The organism is Cupriavidus malaysiensis, assembly GCF_001854325.1.
GTDB classification, from domain to species: domain Bacteria; phylum Pseudomonadota; class Gammaproteobacteria; order Burkholderiales; family Burkholderiaceae; genus Cupriavidus; species Cupriavidus malaysiensis.
The window spans coordinates 2,956,577-2,973,245 of record NZ_CP017754.1; the positions used below are offsets into that span (position 1 = coordinate 2,956,577).

The following is a 16,669-nucleotide window of genomic DNA, read 5'->3' on the forward strand; positions in this document are numbered from 1 at the left end:
CTTCCCGCCAACCCGCATGCCTCGTTCGTCCCGGCACGGGCGGACGCGTTCTGCAACGCACAGCCCCATCATGCTGGCGGTCGGCCTGATGCTGCCCTCCTTCGCGCTGGGTGCCGGCCAAACGGGTGCCGGCATTGGCATGCTGCTGGAGCAGGCGCGTGCCAGCGACCCGGACAAGGCCACCGGCCCGGCGTCGAGCGAGGCCGACAGCAACGCACCGCCGGCCGCCCCTGCCAGCGCGCAGGCGTCGGCGGCGGCAGACGCCAAAGGCGCCAGCAGCGCACAAGAGGTGCCGGCCCGCACGCCGCTACGCGCGGCAGAAGCAGTGGTCTTCGATAGCGCCTTCCTGGTCCAGGGCTCCGACGGCCAGCAGATCGACACCGCGCGCTTCGCGCGCGGCAATCCGGTCGAGCCCGGAAAACATCGCCTCGACCTGATGGTCAACGGGCAGTGGCGCGGATTGGAAGACGTGGAGTTCCGCCGCGCGTCGGATCGAGCCGAGGCTGAGCCCGTCCCCTGCTTCAGCCGCGAATTGCTGGCCCGGGCCGGCGTGGACCTGGACAAGGCCGCGCGCGGCCAGGACCAGCTGGGCAATACCCAGATGCCCGAGGGCCTGGTGTGCGCGCCGCTCTCCGACTATGTGCCGGGGGCCGAGGTGCGCCTCGACCAGGGCGAGCAGAAGCTCTACCTCACGGTGCCGCGCATCTTCCTGCGCAGCGGCAGCTCGCCCACCTATGTCGCCCCCGAGAACTGGGACCAGGGCATCCCGGGCGCGCGGCTCAACTACCACACCAACCTGTTCACGACCCAGGCCAACGGCAGCAGCCAGACCAGCGGCTATGCCGGCCTGGACATGGGAGTGAACATCGGCAGCGTACGCCTGCGCCACAGCGGCACCGTCGCCTGGTCGCCGCAAAGCGGCCTGGACTACCAGCGCGGCCTGACCTATGCCCAGACCGATCTCCCACCCTTGCGTTCGCAGCTGCTGCTCGGCGAAAGCACCACGGGCGCCGAATTCTTCGACCCCGTCTCCTTCCGCGGCGTGCGCCTGAGCAGCGATGACCGCATGCTGCCCGACATCTATCGCAGCTACGCGCCCGTGGTGCGCGGCACGGCGAACTCGAACGCAAAGGTCACCATCCACCAGCGCGGCTACCAGATCTACGAAACCACGGTCGCGCCCGGGCCATTCGCCATCGACGACCTGCAGGCGGCCAGCTACGGCGGCGACCTGGAAGTGCGCGTCACCGAGGCCGGCGGACAGGTGCATACGTTCACCGTTCCCTTCGCCACGGCGGTGCAGATGCTGCGCCCCGGCGCCCACCGCTTCAGCGCGACCTTGGGCCAGACCAACGACCCCAGCCTGAGCCACCGGCAGTTCCTGTTGCAGGGGGTCTACCAATACGGCCTCGACAACGACCTGACCGTCTACGGCGGCGCCTCGCTGACCAACGGCTACCAGTCCGCGCTGGCCGGGGCCGCCATCAATACCCCCGTCGGCGCATTCACCGCCGACGTCACCGCATCGAATACCAGCCCGCCTGGAGGGAGAAGCCACCGCGGGACGAGCTATCGCCTGACCTACAGCAAGAACCTGCCGCAGGCCGGTACCGACTTCTCCCTGCTGGCCTACCGCTATGCCACCCCGGGCTACCTCGGCCTGTCCGACGCAGTGGCGATGCGCGACCGGGCTGACCGCGGCATCAGCTTCGGCAGCACGACGCGCATGCGCACCCGGCTCGACGCCAACATCAGCCAGCGCCTCGGCAATACCGGCGGCAGCATCTACCTGACCGGCTCGTCGATGCAGTACTGGAACCAGCCCGGGACCGTGCTTTCTTTCGCGGCGGGCTACAGCAACAGCTGGCGCGGCATCACCTACAGCGTGTCCGCCCAGCGGCTGACGACCCAGTCCCTCGCCTCGTCGGCCGGCAACCGCACCAATACCCTGATCAGCGTCAATCTCAACATCCCGCTCGGACGCGAAGTGGGCGGCGCGCCGACGCTGAGCCTCTTCACCACCCACGACGACCGCGCCGGCACGCAAGGCATGCTGGGTGCCAGCGATACTTTCGGCCAGTTGAGCCAGGGCTACTACAACCTGTCGCTCTCGGGCGACAGCAGCAGCAATCGCGCGACCGCCAACGCCAGCGTCAGCTACCGCCTGTCCAGCGCCGATGTCGGCGCCAGCGTGTCCTGGGGCAACGGCTCGCGCCAGGGCTCGCTGAGCGCATCCGGCGGCGTGGTCGCGCACCCTGGCGGCGTCACGCTGGCACGCTCGCTGGGCGAGACCATCGCGCTGGTCCATGCCCCCCACGCCGAAGGCGCGCGCACCACCTCGCAGACCGAGATCGATCGGCACGGCTACGCCGTGGTCACGGCATTGTCGCCCTACCGCCTCAATACCATCGAGCTCGATCCCAGCGGCATGTCGCAGGACGTCGAACTCAAGCAGAGTGCGCGCAGCGTGGCGCCCCGCGCAGGCGCTATCGTCCGCCTCGACTACCCCACACAGCGTGCCTTCCCGATCCTGATCGACAGCCGCCAGCCGGACGGCAGGCCGCTGCCCTTCGCCGCCACGGCGGTCGACGCCCGCAGCGGAGCCGTGATCGGCGCAGTGGGCCAGGGCAGCCGGCTGGTGGTCCGCACCGATCAGGAGCGCGGCAGCATCCTCGTCCAGTGGGGCGGACAGCAGTGCCAGATCGACTATGCGCTGCCGGCCAGCGACGGCGCGCGGCAGCGCGGCTTCCAGCAGTTCGAGCTGCCCTGCCGTCTGCTCCCCGCGGCACGGCCCGCCGCACCGGACCGCAGCGGCACGGGAGGCGCCGGCGAACAGGCGGACCGGACGCGCCGCGAAGCCTACGGAGCCGACCAGGCATCCGCCGCCGGCCGGCATTTCGCGACGCCTTGGCGTGCCACCGGCTCCGTCACATGGTGAGCCCGGCGACGCACTCGCGTATCCCCCCATCCGGCATGCCCGCATCGCGGGCAATGTCGGCACGGTCGGCACGGTCGGTACGGTCGGTACGGTCGGCACTGCAGGCGCTGCTTGCCGCGCTGGCGGCGCTAACGCTGCAGGCGTGCGGCCTGCTGCCGGGCGCCGGCAGCGCACACGCGGCCCTCGCCGTCACAGGCACCCGCTTCATCTATCCCGCCGGCTTGACGCAACAGACCATCCGCGTCGCCAACAGCGGCGACCAGCCGGTGCTGCTGCAGACCTGGCTGGATCGCGGCGCGCCGGATGCCGACCCAAGCACGCTGGCCGTGCCCTTCCTGCTCACGCCGCCGCTCGTACGCCTCGACCCCAAGGGGAGCGTCGCCCTGCAGCTCCGCCACAGCGGCGAAGCCATGCCCGAGGATCGCGAGTCCGTGTTCTGGATCAACTTCCTGGAAGTGCCGCCTCGCCCGCCCGGCGACAACTGGCGCTTGAAGCTCGCCGTGCGCCTGCGCATGAAAGTCCTGTACCGCCCGCGCGGCCTGGATGGCAGTCCGGAACGCGCCATCGCGCGCCTGCGCTGGCAGCTGCGGCCCGGCGAACGGGGAGCCGGCCCGACACTGGAAGCCCGCAACGACTCGCCCTACTTCGTCAGTCTCGCCGAGGTTGCGCTAGCGGGAACGCCGTCGCCGCTGCGCCTCGGCGGCCTCACGGTGCCGCCTTTCGGCAGCGCCGCGCTGCCGTTGCCACAGGGCATCGAAGCCTTGCCCCCCGGGACCCCGTTGCGCTACCAGGCCGCGGGCGACGGTGGCGAGGCCATCCACGGCGAAGCCGAGATCGCCCGGGACGGCTCGCCCGCGCCATGAGCAAGGAGCACTGGATTCTTTTGCAGCCCGCCCCATCGGTGGCGGGCTGCAGCCGTCTTCCGGTCCACCCTGGGCCCGGATGCCCGCTCTGCCGAAGTCCGGCTGAGTCCTTTCAACAACAAGAGGTATGCAAGATGAACCGTAGTTACATCCTGGTCTGGAACACGGCCCAGCAATGCTGGCAGGTTGCGCACGAAGGCGCGCGTCGGCAAGGCAGGCGAGGCAAGCCGGCGCTGGCGGCCACTGCGGCGGCGGCGGCCTTGCTCGGGCTCGTCGCCGCCCCATCGGCCCATGCCCTGCCGAGCGGCCAGAACATCGCCGGCGGCAGCGCTGACATCCAGAAGGATGCGAGCCAGCAGGCGATGTCGATCAACCAGAAGACCGACAAGCTGATCATCGACTGGAACGATTTCAACATCGGCGCAGGCGAGCGCGTGAGCTTCAACCAGCCCGGCAGCGCTGCCGTGGCATTGAACCGGGTCATCGGCAACAACAGCAGCGAGATCTTCGGCAGGATGGAGGCCAACGGGCGAGTCTTCCTGGTCAACCCCAATGGCGTGCTGTTCGGCAAGAGCGCCCAGGTCAACGTGGGCGGCCTGGTCGCTTCCACCCACGGCATCTCCGACCAGCAGTTCCTCGCACCAGGCCATAACTACAGCTTCACCGATTCGAACTCCCCCAACGCCGTCGTCAACGAGGGCACCCTCACCGCCGCGGTGGGCGGCAGCATCGCCCTGCTGGGAGGCCGCGTACGCAACGATGGCCTGATCCTGGCTCCGATGGGCAGCGTGGCACTCGGTGCCGGCGGCGACGCGATGGTGCGTTTCGGCGCCGCCGACGGCCTGCTCAACCTGGAGATCAACGGTGCCGCCGCGGACGCGCTGGCGCACAATGGCGGCCTGCTCAAGGCCGACGGCGGCCAGGTGTTGATGACCGCACGCGGCAGCGGCGCCCTGCTGCAGGCCGTGGTCAACAACGTCGGTGCGATCGAAGCCAATACACTGAGCCGACGTGCGGGCAAGATCACGCTGGACGGCGGCGACGTCGGCCGTACCTTCGTCGGCGGACGGCTCAGCACCAGCGCAATGAACACGGTCGGCGACGGCGGCGAAGTCGTGACCCGCGGCCGGGGCCTCGATGTCGGTCTGGGCCTGATGGTCGACACGCGCGCCAGCAACGGCATGCACGGCAACTGGACGCTCAGCGCCCCGGACATGACGATCGGCCGCTACGCCAACGACAGCAGCGCCAATGCCTACAGCGGTACGCTGGCACAGAACCTTGCCACCACGCACATCAAGGCCAGGAGCGAGACCGGAGACCTTTCCCTCAAGGGCCCGGTGGCCTGGAACTCCAGCAACCATCTGTCGCTGGAGGCGGCCGGAAGCCTCCACGTGAACGCCCCGGTGAGTGCCAGCGGCATCCGCGCCGGACTGATGCTGAACGCCGGCAACCAGGTGAATATCAACGACAAGCTCACCCTCAGCGGCACTGCCAGCGAACTCGAGATCAACGCGCCGGGCGGACGCAACTTCGGCGATAAGGGCTCGGTCACGCTATCTGGGAGCAGTGCCGGCTTCACCGCCAACGGCATCCGCCACACCGTGATACAGAATGTCGCCCAGCTGCAGCAGATCGACACCAATCTCTATGGCCACTATGTACTGGGCAACGGCATCACAGGCGGCCGCCTGCTGTCCATCGGCGGGCCGTACGGCGTCTTCCGCGGCAGCTTCGACGGCCTGGGCAACACCATCGGCGGACTCTCGATCACCGGGCGCGGCGCCAATGTCGGTGTGTTCTCGGAAGCGGCCGGCTCCATCAGCAACGTGAAGCTGGCAAACCTCAGTGTGACCGACAACGCTTATGGCCCGGTCCCGGGCTCCGTGGGAGCTCTGGCAGGCGTGAACCGGGGCCTGATCCGCAACGTCAGCACGGAACGGGTCAACGTCAGCAGCAACACCTCGCGCTCGACCACTGTCGGCGGGCTGGTGGGAATCAATACCGGCACGCTGGAGAACGTCAGCACCAGCGGTTCCGTCTACGGTGGCGTCAACGCGCGCGCCGTCGGTGGCGTGGCCGGTGAGAACATCCTCGCCGGCGCCGGCGACCCGGCCGCGATCCGCGGTGCGGTCTCCCGCGCGCAGGTGTCCGGCGGCGTGCTCAACGACATCGGCGGCGGCATCGGCGGCATCGCCGGCGTCAACAACGGGGGCACGCTGCAGGATGTCCGCAGCGAAGGTGCCGTCACCGCCAGCCGGGCCGGTGTCAACGCGGGCGGCATCGCCGGCTTGAACGCCAACGCCGGCACGATCGAGAGCGCCAGCGCCAGCGGTCGCGTGCAGGGCAACCAGCGCGGCAACGCCGGCGGCGTGGTCGGCTTGAACTCGGGGGCCACCATTGCCGCCTCGCAGGCCAGCGGCCAGGTCAACGGCAGCGCCACCGCCAACCTGGGCGGCATCGCCGGTCTCAACGCCAATGGCGGCCGCCTCGCCCATGTCGCGGCCACCGGGCCGGTCGTCGATGCTTCCGGCGCCAATGTCGGCGGCGTGGTGGGTGCCAACAGCTTCGGCACCGTGTCCCATGCCACGGCATCCGGACAGGTACGGGCAGGCAACAGCAGCCGCGTGGGGGGTGTGGTCGGCAGCAACCTCTATGGCGGCGAGGTGCTCAACGCCAAGGGCTACAGTGACGTCTCCGGCGGCTCCACCAGCCTGGCCGGCGGCGTCGCCGGCTACAACCTCGGCGCATTGACCGCCGCAGAAGGACATGGGAAGGTCACCGCCGGCAACAACGCCAGCGCGGGCGGCGTCGCCGGCGCCAACCTCGGCACTATCGTCGGCGGCATCGGCCTGGGCGAAGTGACCGGCGGCAGCCGCAGCAATGTCGGCGGCGTGGTCGGCGACAACCAGGGCACGGTGTCGTATTCCCACGCGAACGGCTCGGTGCGTGGCGGAACATACGCCGCGCTGGGCGGACTGGCCGGCGTGAACCGCAGCGTGATCGATTACTCCACCGCCGCCACCCGCGTCAACTACCAACCGGCGGGCTACCAGCAGGTCTATGGCGGCCTCGCCGGCCTCAACACCGGACGCATGACGGGCAACGTCGCCTATGGCGCGGCCTCCCTGCTACCGCCGGCAGGTTCGAACTCCGGCCTGCTGCAATAACGGTCCAGGACGGCCCGGCAGCCCGCCATGCCGGGCTGCACGTCCTGGCCTCGGACACGGTTGTTCCGCCTCGGCAGAACAAGCAATCTTCCTCGGAGTACCCTATGACCCGCAATTCCCCAGCATGGACGCAGCGCCCCCGGCGCCGCCGTGCCCGCGCCCTCGCGGGGGCCTTCAGACTTCTCCTCCTCCTGCTGCCGGCTTCCGTCGCGGCGGCCAGCTACAACGGTGCGATGAGATGCAGCGTTCCCTTGCCGCCGAGCGGCGACGGTGGCTGGAGCGGCACCGGCCTCACCGCAGCGGCAAAGCCCGGCGACGTCCTGCTCAAGCGCACCGTCTCTTTCTTCGTCCGTTTCGAGACAAAGCGCACCCAGTCGCCGCAAGTCCTCGCGGCCTTGGGCAACTGGATCAATCCGGTCCAACTGGTCAACACCGACATCATGCCGGTGGTCCTCGCAAACGATCCGACACCATTCGTATCGAAGATCGGCATCCGCATGAGCCACAAGGATCAGGCGATCTATCGGGGCCCGCAGCAGCAGACCATCCTGAATGTCAAGGAACTCGCTACAGAGGACACCAACTATGCCTTCGACCTCTTCCAGGAACTCGTACTGCTGGTCGACCCGAAGGAACTGCCCGCCGGGGATATCAAGATCACCGGCATCGCCAAGGGTGCCATGGTGGAACTGTTCACCTACTCGGTGGATGCGAGCAAAGGCATCGTCGGCCAGACCGTCGCGCCCCATGCGGAGGTCAACGCCTGCAACAGCAATCTCGCCACGGGCAAGCTGATGAATGCCCTGATCCCGCGCGAGACGATCCCCAACCGATGCAAAGTCGAAGTCACGACCATTCCCGTGACGATGAAGAACTATTCGCTCCTCAACGTGGCGGAACCCGCCTGGGAAGACCCGGGATCGGACCCATTCACCTTGAAGCTCAGCGATTGCGCGCAAAACGCCAAGCCGCAGATATGGTTCCGCGATGAGAACGAGCCCGGCAACACCTCCGACACGCTCAGCGTCAGCGGTGGCGCCGGCGGTATCGGCATCGCCATGTTCAGCCTTCCCACCGGCAAGCCCGCAAGGCGCGTCAAGTATTTCAGTTCGGCCCCGCCCGCCGGCAGTTCCGGCCACCACGCCATGGAAGTCAACGGCACGGAAGCCACGCTCAAGTTCTTCGCACGCTATGTGCGCACCGGGGAACCGCTGGCGGCGGGGGATGCCAACGGCCTCGCCAGCTACTTCATCACCTTTCCCTAATCCGTTGCGTCGGAACAAGCGCACCCGAGCGGCGTTGCATCCAGGTCGCAGGCCAGGCGGGAAGCACGGCCATCGCGCGCGGCGATGGCGAGCCTTTGCAACGACGCAGACGGCCCGAAGGCGCTGTCGATCGGGCATGCCCTTCGAAGGACGCAGTGCACTCGTGAGCCTTCCTAGCGAAAGTCCCGCGAAGAGCGGGAGACAACCTGAGGACGGAAGCGTCCCTGCCAGCCCCCGCGCCTGCCAGCCAGTGCTTTCCTCTGTTTCCGCCGCCCCCGGGATGGAAAGCGACCTTGCCTGCAACCTGTCATCTGGACCAGAGGAAACCGACCATGTCTACAGACACTATCCGCGTCATCATTGCCGATGACCATCCTGCCATCGTGATGGGTGTCCAGCACGAGCTGCAGAAGGACCTGTCTCTCGCGATCGTGGCCCGCGCCAGGAACTCCACCGAGTTGTTCAAGTCGCTGGAAGAACTGGAGTGCGATGTGCTGATCTCCGACTACGCCATGCCGGGCGGCATGCACGGCGACGGCATCGCCCTGTTCTCCCAGCTCCGGCGCCGCTACCCGACCTTGCGCCTGGTCGTGCTGACGATGCTGAACAATCCCGGACTGATCCGCGCCCTGCTGCGGCTGGGCATCAACTGCATCCTCAGCAAATCGGACCGCATCGGTCATGTCAGCGCCGCCACGCAATCCGCCTTGCTGCACCAGCCCTACTTCTCGCCGTCGATCAAGGATCAGGTGGTCGGCCAATCGCTGGCGTCCCGCAATGTGCTGACCGCGCGCGAAGCAGAGATCGTGCGCCTGTTCGGCGGCGGCATGACCATCTCCGAGATCGCCCGCCAATGCAACCGCAGCGTGCAGACCATCAGCACGCAGAAGATCAGCGCCATGCGCAAGCTCGGTATCAAGCGGGACTCGGACCTGATCCGCTACGCCAACGACTGGGAGCGCAGACATGACTGAGCATCGCCGCCGAGGAACCGCCGGCCGGGCGCCGAAAAAAAAAGAGCAGGCCACAGGCCTGCTCCCGTCTTGCGAAGACCCTGCCCTCAGCGCTTGCGCGGCGGCGGAACGTCGGTGCAGACGCCTTCGTAGATCTCGGCCGCCATGCCCACCGACTCGCCCAGCGTCGGGTGGGGGTGGATGGTACGGCCGATATCGACGGCGTCCGCGCCCATCTCGACCGCCAGGCAGATCTCGCTGATCAGGTCGCCGGCATGCGTGCCGACGATGCCGCCACCGATGATGCGGTGGGTCTCTTCATCGAACAGCAGCTTGGTGAAGCCCTCGTCGCGGCCATTGGCGATGGCGCGACCCGATGCTGCCCACGGGAACATGCCCTTGCCGTACTTGATGCCCTGTGCCTTGCATTCGTCCTCGGTCAGGCCGGCCCAGGCCACTTCCGGATCGGTGAAGGCCACCGACGGGATCTGCTTGGCGTCGAAGAAGGCCTTCTCGCCATGCGCCGCCTCGGCCGCGACGTGGCCTTCATGCACCGCCTTGTGCGCCAGCATCGGCTGGCCGACGATGTCGCCGATGGCAAAGATATGCGGCACATTGGTGCGCATCTGCTTGTCGACGTCGATGAAGCCGCGCTCGGTCACGGCCACGCCGGCCTTCTCGGCGCCGATGCGCTTGCCGTTGGGCGAGCGGCCCACCGAGACCAGCACGAGGTCGTAGCGCTGCGGCTCGGCCGGCGCCTGCTCGCCCTCGAACCTGACGTAGATGCCATCGGCCTTGGCTTCCACCCCGACCGTCTTGGTCTTGAGCATGACCTTGCCGAAGCGGTCCTTGTTCTTCTTCTCCCAGACCTTGACCAGATCGCGGTCCGCGCCGTTCATCAGGCCGTCGAGCATTTCCACCACGTCGATCTCGGCGCCCAGCGTGCTGTACACGGTCGCCATTTCCAGGCCGATGATGCCACCGCCGATGACCAGCATCTTGTTGGGCACCTCAGGCAGCTCCAGCGCACCGGTGGAATCGACGATGCGCGGATCCTCGGGGATGAAGGGCAGCTTCACCGCCTGGCTGCCGGCGGCGATGATGGCCTTCTCGAAGCGGATCACGGTCTTCTTGCCGGTGGCCTGCTTGCCTTCGCCTTCGGTCAGCTCGACCTCCAGGTGATGCGGGTCGAGGAAGCTGCCGATACCGCGCACCACCTGCACCTTGCGTGCCTTGGCCATGCCGGCCAGGCCGTTGGTCAGCTTCCCCACCACCGACTGCTTGTAGTGGCGCAGGCCGTCCAGGTCGATCTTGGCCTCGCCGAACAGGATGCCATGGGCTGCCAGCGCCTTGGCCTCGTCGATCACCGCCGCATTGTGCAGCAGTGCCTTGGAAGGGATGCAGCCGACGTTCAGGCAGACGCCGCCCAGCGTGGCATAGCGTTCGACCAGCACGGTGCTCATGCCCAGGTCGGCCGCGCGGAAGGCGGCGGAATAGCCGCCGGGGCCGGCGCCCAGCACCAGCATCTCGCACTGGATGTCGGCGCCGCCGCCATGGGTCGCGGCGGCCGGCGCGGCGGCTGCAGGTGCCGGCGCAGCGGCAGCGGCAACGGGTGCCGGCGCGGCAGCGGGCGCCGGGCTGGGGGCCTGGGCCGCGCCGGTCTCGACCGTGCAGATCACCATGTCCTGGCCGACCTTGTCGCCCACCTGGATGCGCACATCGACCACCGTGCCCGCCACCGAGGACGGCACGTCCATGCTGGCCTTGTCCGACTCCAGCACGATCAGGGACTGCTCCACCTCGACCGTGTCGCCGGGCTTGACCAGCACCTCGATCACTTCCACTGCGTCGAAATCGCCGATATCCGGCACCTTGACCTCGATCACACTCATGCTTTGCTCCTCAATGCGCCGCCCGCCCGTCGGGATCAGGCAACGCCGTCGTTGTTGGGTGCCATGCCCGCCGCGCCGTCCGCCGCGCGCAGGCGCAGCACATGCACTTCGACCGGGCCGGCCGAACTCTTGTCGAACTCCACGCCGGCCTCGACCCCGATGCGGGCGATCCGCGCCGCGTCGAACCCGGGGCTGTCATAGACGGCATGCATCGCGCCGAGCGCGTAGTTACGGCCGGAACCGATGCCCCAGAAGCGGTCGAAGGCAAACACCTCGCGATACGAATACACGCCGAAGATTCCCTCGGGATTGGCGATCAGGCAGACGATCTGCGACGACTCGTAAGGATCGTCCTCGTCCTCCTTGGTGTTGATGAAGTACTCGGTCTTGAGCCTCTCATGCACCTTGAGGAAGGTCCGGAACACGTCGTCGCGCGAGCCCAGCCGGCACTCCTCGCCCAGCCCGGACAGCAGGCTGCGCATCACCGGGAAATGCGCGGTGGTGCCGGCCAGCGCGATGAAGCTCTCGCCGACCGGAAACACCTTCTGGTTGCGCTCGTAGGCACGCGACAGGCGCGTGTCGCCGAAGGTGACCAGCGCGTCCGCCGCGATCGCCACCTCACCGTCCTTCTTGACGACTACGCAGGTAGTCATGGCTCGCCTCGTCTTGCTCGTCGTTGCCTCGCCGCGGGCACGGCGGCACAGCCGCCGCGCCCCGCCCGCTTACAGCAGGATGCGGCGGAAGTCGGCCAGCAGCTGCGCGAAATAGACATTGAAGCGCGCGGCCTCGGCACCGTCGATGACGCGGTGGTCCCACGACAGCGACAGCGGCAGCGTCAGGCGCGGCACGAACTGCTTGCCGTCCCAGACCGGCTTCTGGTACGACTTGCACACGCCCATGATGGCGACCTCGGGCGCATTGATGATCGGCGTGAAGTAGGTGCCGCCGATGCCGCCCAGCGACGAGATCGAGAAACAGCCACCCTGCATCTGGTCCGGCTTCAGCTTGCCGTCGCGCGCCAGCTTGGCCAGCTCGCCCATTTCCTGGCCGATCTCGAGCACGCCCTTCTTGTCGGCGTCCTTGATCACCGGCACCACCAGGCCGTTGGGCGTGTCGGCGGCGAAGCCGATGTTGAAGTACTTCTTCAGCACCAGGTTGTCGCCATCGAGCGAGGCGTTGAAGGTGGGGAACTTCTTCAGCGCCGCCACGGCCGCCTTGATCATGAAGGCCAGCATGGTGACCTTGACGCCCTGCTTCTCGTACTCCTTGTTCAGCTGGACACGGAAGGCTTCCAGGTCGGTGATGTCGGCCTCGTCGCAATTGGTGACGTGGGGAATCATCACCCAGTTGCGGTGCAGGTTCGCGCCCGAGATCTTCTTGATGCGCGACAGCGGCTTGCTTTCCACCTCGCCGAAGCGGGTGAAGTCGACCTTCGGCCACGGCAGCAGGTTCAGCTCGCCACCGCCGGCTGCGGCCGGCGCCGCCTGGGCGGGCGCCGCCACCTGGCCGCTCATCACGCCCTTGACGAAGTTTTGCACGTCCTGCTGGGTGATGCGGCCCTTCGGGCCGGTGCCCGGCACGCGCGACACGTCCACGCCCAGCTCGCGCGCAAACTTGCGCACCGAGGGGCTGGCGTGCGCGGCCTTGCCACTCACGCCAGCCGGCGCGGGGGCCACCTGGGCCGCGGGCGCGGCAGCCACGGGAGCGGCCGGCGCCGGGGCGGCCGGTGCCGGCACGCTGGCGGCAGCCGCCGCCGGCGCGCTCGCCGCAGCCACCGGTGACGCCGGTGCCGCGGCTGCGCCGGCGGCCTCCAGGATCAGCAGCAGCGTGCCTTCGGCCACTTCGTCGCCGATCTTGACCTTGACTTCCTTGACGGTGCCGCCGACCGGCGTCGGCACGTCCATGGTGGCCTTGTCCGATTCGAGCGTGACCACGGCATCCTCGGCCTGGATCACATCGCCAGGCTTGACGTGGATCTCGATCACGGGCACGCCCTTGTAGTCGCCGATATCCGGCACCTTGACCTCGACGGTGCCGCCGGCTGCGGCGGGAGCCGGGGCCGGGGCCGCCGCCGGCACGGGGGCCGGGGCAGGCGCAGCGGCCGGAGCCGGAGCCGGCGCGGCGGCCTGGGCAGGCGCCGGCGCGGGTGCGGCAGCCCCTGCGGGCTCCAGCATCACCAGCACGGTGCCTTCGGACACGTTGTCGCCGACCTTGATGCGGACTTCCTTGACCGTGCCGGCCTGCGGCGACGGCACGTCCATCGTCGCCTTGTCGGACTCCAGCGTGACCAGGGCGTCCTCGGCCTGGATGGTATCGCCCGGCTTCACATGCACTTCGATGACGGGAACGGCGTCGTAGTCGCCGATGTCCGGCACCTTGATTTCAATCGCTTGACTCATTCAGTGTCTCCTGGACAGGCACGGGGCGCGACAGGCACAAGCGGCGAGGTTACCCCCGCCGCCGGCATCTGTCACGCCGCCACGCCGCAAGGCTTCCGGACACGGCCGGACGCCATGCGGCACTCCCGCGCCTGCGGGGGTTGGTGCGGACGGCCCGATCAGACCGTGGTCGGATTCGGCTTGTTGGGATCGAGGTTGTACTTCTTGATCGCCTCGGCCACCTTGTCGCGGCCGATCGCGCCTTCGTCGGCCAGCGCCTTGAGCGCGGCCAGCGTGACCCAGTAGCGATCCACCTCGAAGAAGTGGCGCAGCTTCTCGCGCGTATCCGAGCGGCCGAAACCATCGGTGCCCAGCACCGAGAAACGGCGCGGCACGAAGGGGCGGATCTGCTCGGCGAAGGCGCGCACGTAGTCGGTGGAAGCGATCACCGGACCGCGCACGGTCTTCAGGCTCTTGGCCACGTGCGACTCGCGCTGCGGCTCGGTCGGGTGCAGCAGGTTCCAGCGCTCGACGTCCTGGCCTTCGCGCGCCAGCTCGGTGAAGCTCGGGCAGCTCCACAGGTCGGACTCGACGCCCCAGTCCTTTTTCAGCAGTTCCGCAGCGGCGATCACCTCGCGGAAGATGGTGCCCGAACCCAGCAGCTGCACGCGCGGCGCATTGCTGTTCTCGACGCCCTTGCGGAACTGGTACATGCCCTTGACGATGTCGCGCTCCACGCCAGCCGGCATTTCCGGATGCTCGTAGTTCTCGTTCATCACCGTCAGGTAGTAGTAGACGTCCTCCTGCTCGGCGTACATGCGGCGCAGGCCGTCCTGCATGATCACGGCCAGTTCGTACTGGAAGGTCGGATCGTAGGAGATGCAGTTCGGGATGGCGGCATGGAACACGTGCGAGTGGCCGTCCTCGTGCTGCAGGCCTTCGCCGTTCAGCGTGGTACGGCCCGAGGTGCCGCCCAGCAGGAAGCCGCGCGAGCGCATGTCGGCCGCGGCCCAGCACAGGTCGCCGATGCGCTGGATGCCGAACATCGAGTAGTAGATGTAGAAGGGGATCATCTGCACGCCGTGCGTCGAGTACGACGTGGCGGCGGCGATCCAGTCGCACATGGCGCCGGCTTCGTTGATGCCTTCCTGCAGCACCTGGCCGGTCTGCGACTCCTTGTAGAACATGAGCTGGTCATGGTCCTCGGGCACGTACTTCTGGCCCTCCTGGTTCCAGATGCCGATCTGGCGGAACAGGCCTTCCATGCCGAAGGTGCGCGACTCGTCGGGCACGATGGGCACCACGTGCTTGCCGACCTGCTTGTCCTTGAGCAGGGTGTTCAGGATACGTACGAAGGCCATCGTGGTGGACACTTCGCGGCCCTCGCCGGTGGCCTTGAGCAGTGCCTCGAACGCGGACAGCGCCGGCACCGGCAGCGGCTCGGCCTTCTGGCGGCGGGCCGGCAGGTAGCCGCCCAGGTTCAAGCGCGCCTGGCGCATGTATTCCAGTTCCTTCGAGCCTTCCTCGAAGGTGACGTAGGGCACTTCCTCGATCTTGTCGTCCGGCACCGGGATGTTGAACTGGTCACGGAAGCGGCGGATCGCCTCCACCGGCATCTTCTTCTGCTGGTGGGTGATGTTCATGGCCTGGCCGGCGTCGCCCATGCCATAGCCCTTGATGGTCTTGGCCAGGATCAGCGTGGGCTGGCCCTTGTGCTCGGTCGCAGCCTTGTAGGCGGCGTAGATCTTGTGCGGATCGTGGCCACCGCGGTTCAGGCGCCAGATGTCTTCGTCGGACCAGTCGGCGACCATGGCCTTCAGATCCGGCGTGTTGAAGAAGTGCTCGCGCACGTAGGCGCCGTCCTTGGCCTTGAAGGTCTGGTACTCGCCGTCCACGCACTCCATCATGCGCTTCATCAGCAGGCCCTTGGTGTCGCGTGCCAGCAGCGAGTCCCAGCGGCTGCCCCACACCACCTTGATCACGTTCCAGCCGGCACCGCGGAATTCCGACTCCAGTTCCTGGATGATCTTGCCGTTGCCGCGCACCGGGCCGTCCAGGCGCTGCAGGTTACAGTTGATGACGAAGACCAGGTTGTCGAGCTTCTCGCGGCCGGCCATGCCGATCGCGCCCAGCGATTCCGGTTCGTCGGTCTCGCCGTCGCCCAGGAAGGCCCACACCTTGCGGCCTTCGGCCTGCACCAGGCCGCGGCTGTGCAGGTACTTCATGAAGCGGGCCTGGTAGATGGCCATGATCGGGCCCAGGCCCATCGACACAGTCGGGAACTGCCAGAAATCCGGCATCAGCCACGGGTGCGGATAGGACGAGATGCCCTTGCCGTCCACTTCCTGGCGGAAGCTGTCGAGCTGCTCGGTGCTCAGGCGGCCCAGCAGGAAGGCGCGCGAATAGACGCCGGGTGCCGAATGGCCCTGCACGAAGACCAGGTCGCCGCCGTGCTTGTCGGACGGCGCGTGCCAGAAGTGGTTGTAGCCGACATCGTACAGCGTCGCCGCCGAGGCGAAGGACGAGATGTGGCCGCCGACGTTGGTGTGCTTGTTGGCGCGCAGCACCATCGCCATGGCGTTCCAGCGGGTGTACGAGCGGATGCGGTGCTCGATGTCCTGGTCGCCGGGGATGCGGGCCTGCTGCTCGACCGGAATGGTGTTGATGTACTGCGTCTCGGCGTGGAACGGCTGGGTGACGCCGTTCACGCGTGCGTATTCGATCTGCTTGTCGATCAGGAAGGCGGCGCGTTCAGGACCTTCGGCACCGATCACGCCCTGCAGGGCCTCGAGCCATTCATGGGTTTCCTGGGGATCTGCGTCGTTGGCGCTGCCGGCGCCGAGGATCTGTTCTGGTACGGCTGACATGACTGTCGTCTCCTGGTGAGTTCCAGCGTCGGCCCCTGCTGTTGGCTCGGGCCCGCTCTGTCGGTGTAACCGCGGCGCGGCGGCGATTGCGGATGCCTCCACCGCGCCGTGCTGCCTCGGGCTGCCGCGCGCTGGCGCGTGGCTTTCCCGCCCTCGTTGTTCGGTGCGACCGATTCTATGGAAGCTGCATGCGCAGCACAAGCGGAATTTTCAAATTACGGTATCGTTTCTTATAATGTGAAATATTGACGCAACGCACCACAAGCCACTCCGTTCCCGCCCGCATCGTCGCCCTACGCTCTGGCAGCGGCGCCCCGCCCGACACCACGCCGGCCACCGCCGG

General features: G+C 67.8%; 9 protein-coding genes. 5 read left to right on the plus strand and 4 right to left on the minus strand.

Annotated elements, in window-relative coordinates; translation table 11 throughout:
- The first annotated feature begins 70 nt into the window (after nt 1–70).
- From BKK80_RS13085 to BKK80_RS13105, 5 genes are all read left to right on the plus strand, one after another.
- Nucleotides 71–2,938 carry a fimbria/pilus outer membrane usher protein gene (locus BKK80_RS13085; protein WP_071069737.1) on the plus strand — a complete coding sequence of 956 codons (2,868 nt, stop codon included), beginning with the start codon at nt 71–73 and terminating at the stop codon, nt 2,936–2,938.
- A gap of 53 nt (nt 2,939–2,991) precedes the next feature.
- Nucleotides 2,992–3,801, plus strand: a complete 810-nt coding sequence (locus BKK80_RS13090; protein WP_084545578.1) for a fimbrial biogenesis chaperone — start codon at nt 2,992–2,994, stop codon at nt 3,799–3,801.
- A gap of 134 nt (nt 3,802–3,935) precedes the next feature.
- Complete coding sequence (locus tag BKK80_RS13095; protein ID WP_071069739.1) at nt 3,936–6,971, plus strand: two-partner secretion domain-containing protein; 3,036 nt, start codon at nt 3,936–3,938, stop codon at nt 6,969–6,971.
- 104 nt (nt 6,972–7,075) lie between these two features.
- Nucleotides 7,076–8,236: a fimbrial protein gene (locus BKK80_RS13100; protein ID WP_157903219.1), complete on the plus strand. Its 1,161-nt coding sequence runs from the start codon at nt 7,076–7,078 to the stop codon at nt 8,234–8,236.
- A gap of 332 nt (nt 8,237–8,568) precedes the next feature.
- On the plus strand, nt 8,569–9,210 hold the full coding sequence (locus tag BKK80_RS13105; protein ID WP_071013508.1) for a response regulator: 642 nt from the start codon (nt 8,569–8,571) through the stop codon (nt 9,208–9,210).
- Nucleotides 9,211–9,296: 86 nt separating this feature from the next.
- On the opposite strand, the gene lpdA is transcribed toward BKK80_RS13105, so the two are convergent.
- From lpdA to aceE, 4 genes are all read right to left on the minus strand, one after another.
- Nucleotides 9,297–11,081 (minus strand): dihydrolipoyl dehydrogenase, encoded by a 1,785-nt coding sequence (gene lpdA, locus BKK80_RS13110; protein WP_071013511.1) that lies wholly within the window; start codon nt 11,079–11,081, stop codon nt 9,297–9,299.
- Nucleotides 11,082–11,116: 35 nt separating this feature from the next.
- Nucleotides 11,117–11,734 (minus strand): Ntn hydrolase family protein, encoded by a 618-nt coding sequence (locus BKK80_RS13115; RefSeq protein WP_071013514.1) that lies wholly within the window; start codon nt 11,732–11,734, stop codon nt 11,117–11,119.
- Between the two features lie 69 nt (nt 11,735–11,803).
- The gene (aceF, locus tag BKK80_RS13120; RefSeq protein ID WP_071069743.1) at nt 11,804–13,480 is read right to left on the minus strand and encodes a dihydrolipoyllysine-residue acetyltransferase; all 1,677 of its coding nucleotides are present in this window, start codon (nt 13,478–13,480) and stop codon (nt 11,804–11,806) included.
- A 158-nt stretch (nt 13,481–13,638) separates the two neighbouring features.
- Nucleotides 13,639–16,326 (minus strand): pyruvate dehydrogenase (acetyl-transferring), homodimeric type, encoded by a 2,688-nt coding sequence (gene aceE / locus BKK80_RS13125; protein WP_071013520.1) that lies wholly within the window; start codon nt 16,324–16,326, stop codon nt 13,639–13,641.
- Between the last annotated feature and the right edge of the window lie 343 nt (nt 16,327–16,669).

Coding starts and splice junctions, on each gene's coding strand:
- BKK80_RS13090 (WP_084545578.1), top strand. CDS start 2,992: ATGTCGGCACGGTCGGCACGGTCGGTACGGTCGGTACGGTCGGCACTG.
- aceE (WP_071013520.1), bottom strand. CDS start 16,326: ATGTCAGCCGTACCAGAACAGATCCTCGGCGCCGGCAGCGCCAACGAC.
- BKK80_RS13095 (WP_071069739.1), top strand. CDS start 3,936: ATGAACCGTAGTTACATCCTGGTCTGGAACACGGCCCAGCAATGCTGG.
- BKK80_RS13105 (WP_071013508.1), top strand. CDS start 8,569: ATGTCTACAGACACTATCCGCGTCATCATTGCCGATGACCATCCTGCC.
- aceF (WP_071069743.1), bottom strand. CDS start 13,480: ATGAGTCAAGCGATTGAAATCAAGGTGCCGGACATCGGCGACTACGAC.
- lpdA (WP_071013511.1), bottom strand. CDS start 11,081: ATGAGTGTGATCGAGGTCAAGGTGCCGGATATCGGCGATTTCGACGCA.
- BKK80_RS13115 (WP_071013514.1), bottom strand. CDS start 11,734: ATGACTACCTGCGTAGTCGTCAAGAAGGACGGTGAGGTGGCGATCGCG.
- BKK80_RS13085 (WP_071069737.1), top strand. CDS start 71: ATGCTGGCGGTCGGCCTGATGCTGCCCTCCTTCGCGCTGGGTGCCGGC.
- BKK80_RS13100 (WP_157903219.1), top strand. CDS start 7,076: ATGACCCGCAATTCCCCAGCATGGACGCAGCGCCCCCGGCGCCGCCGT.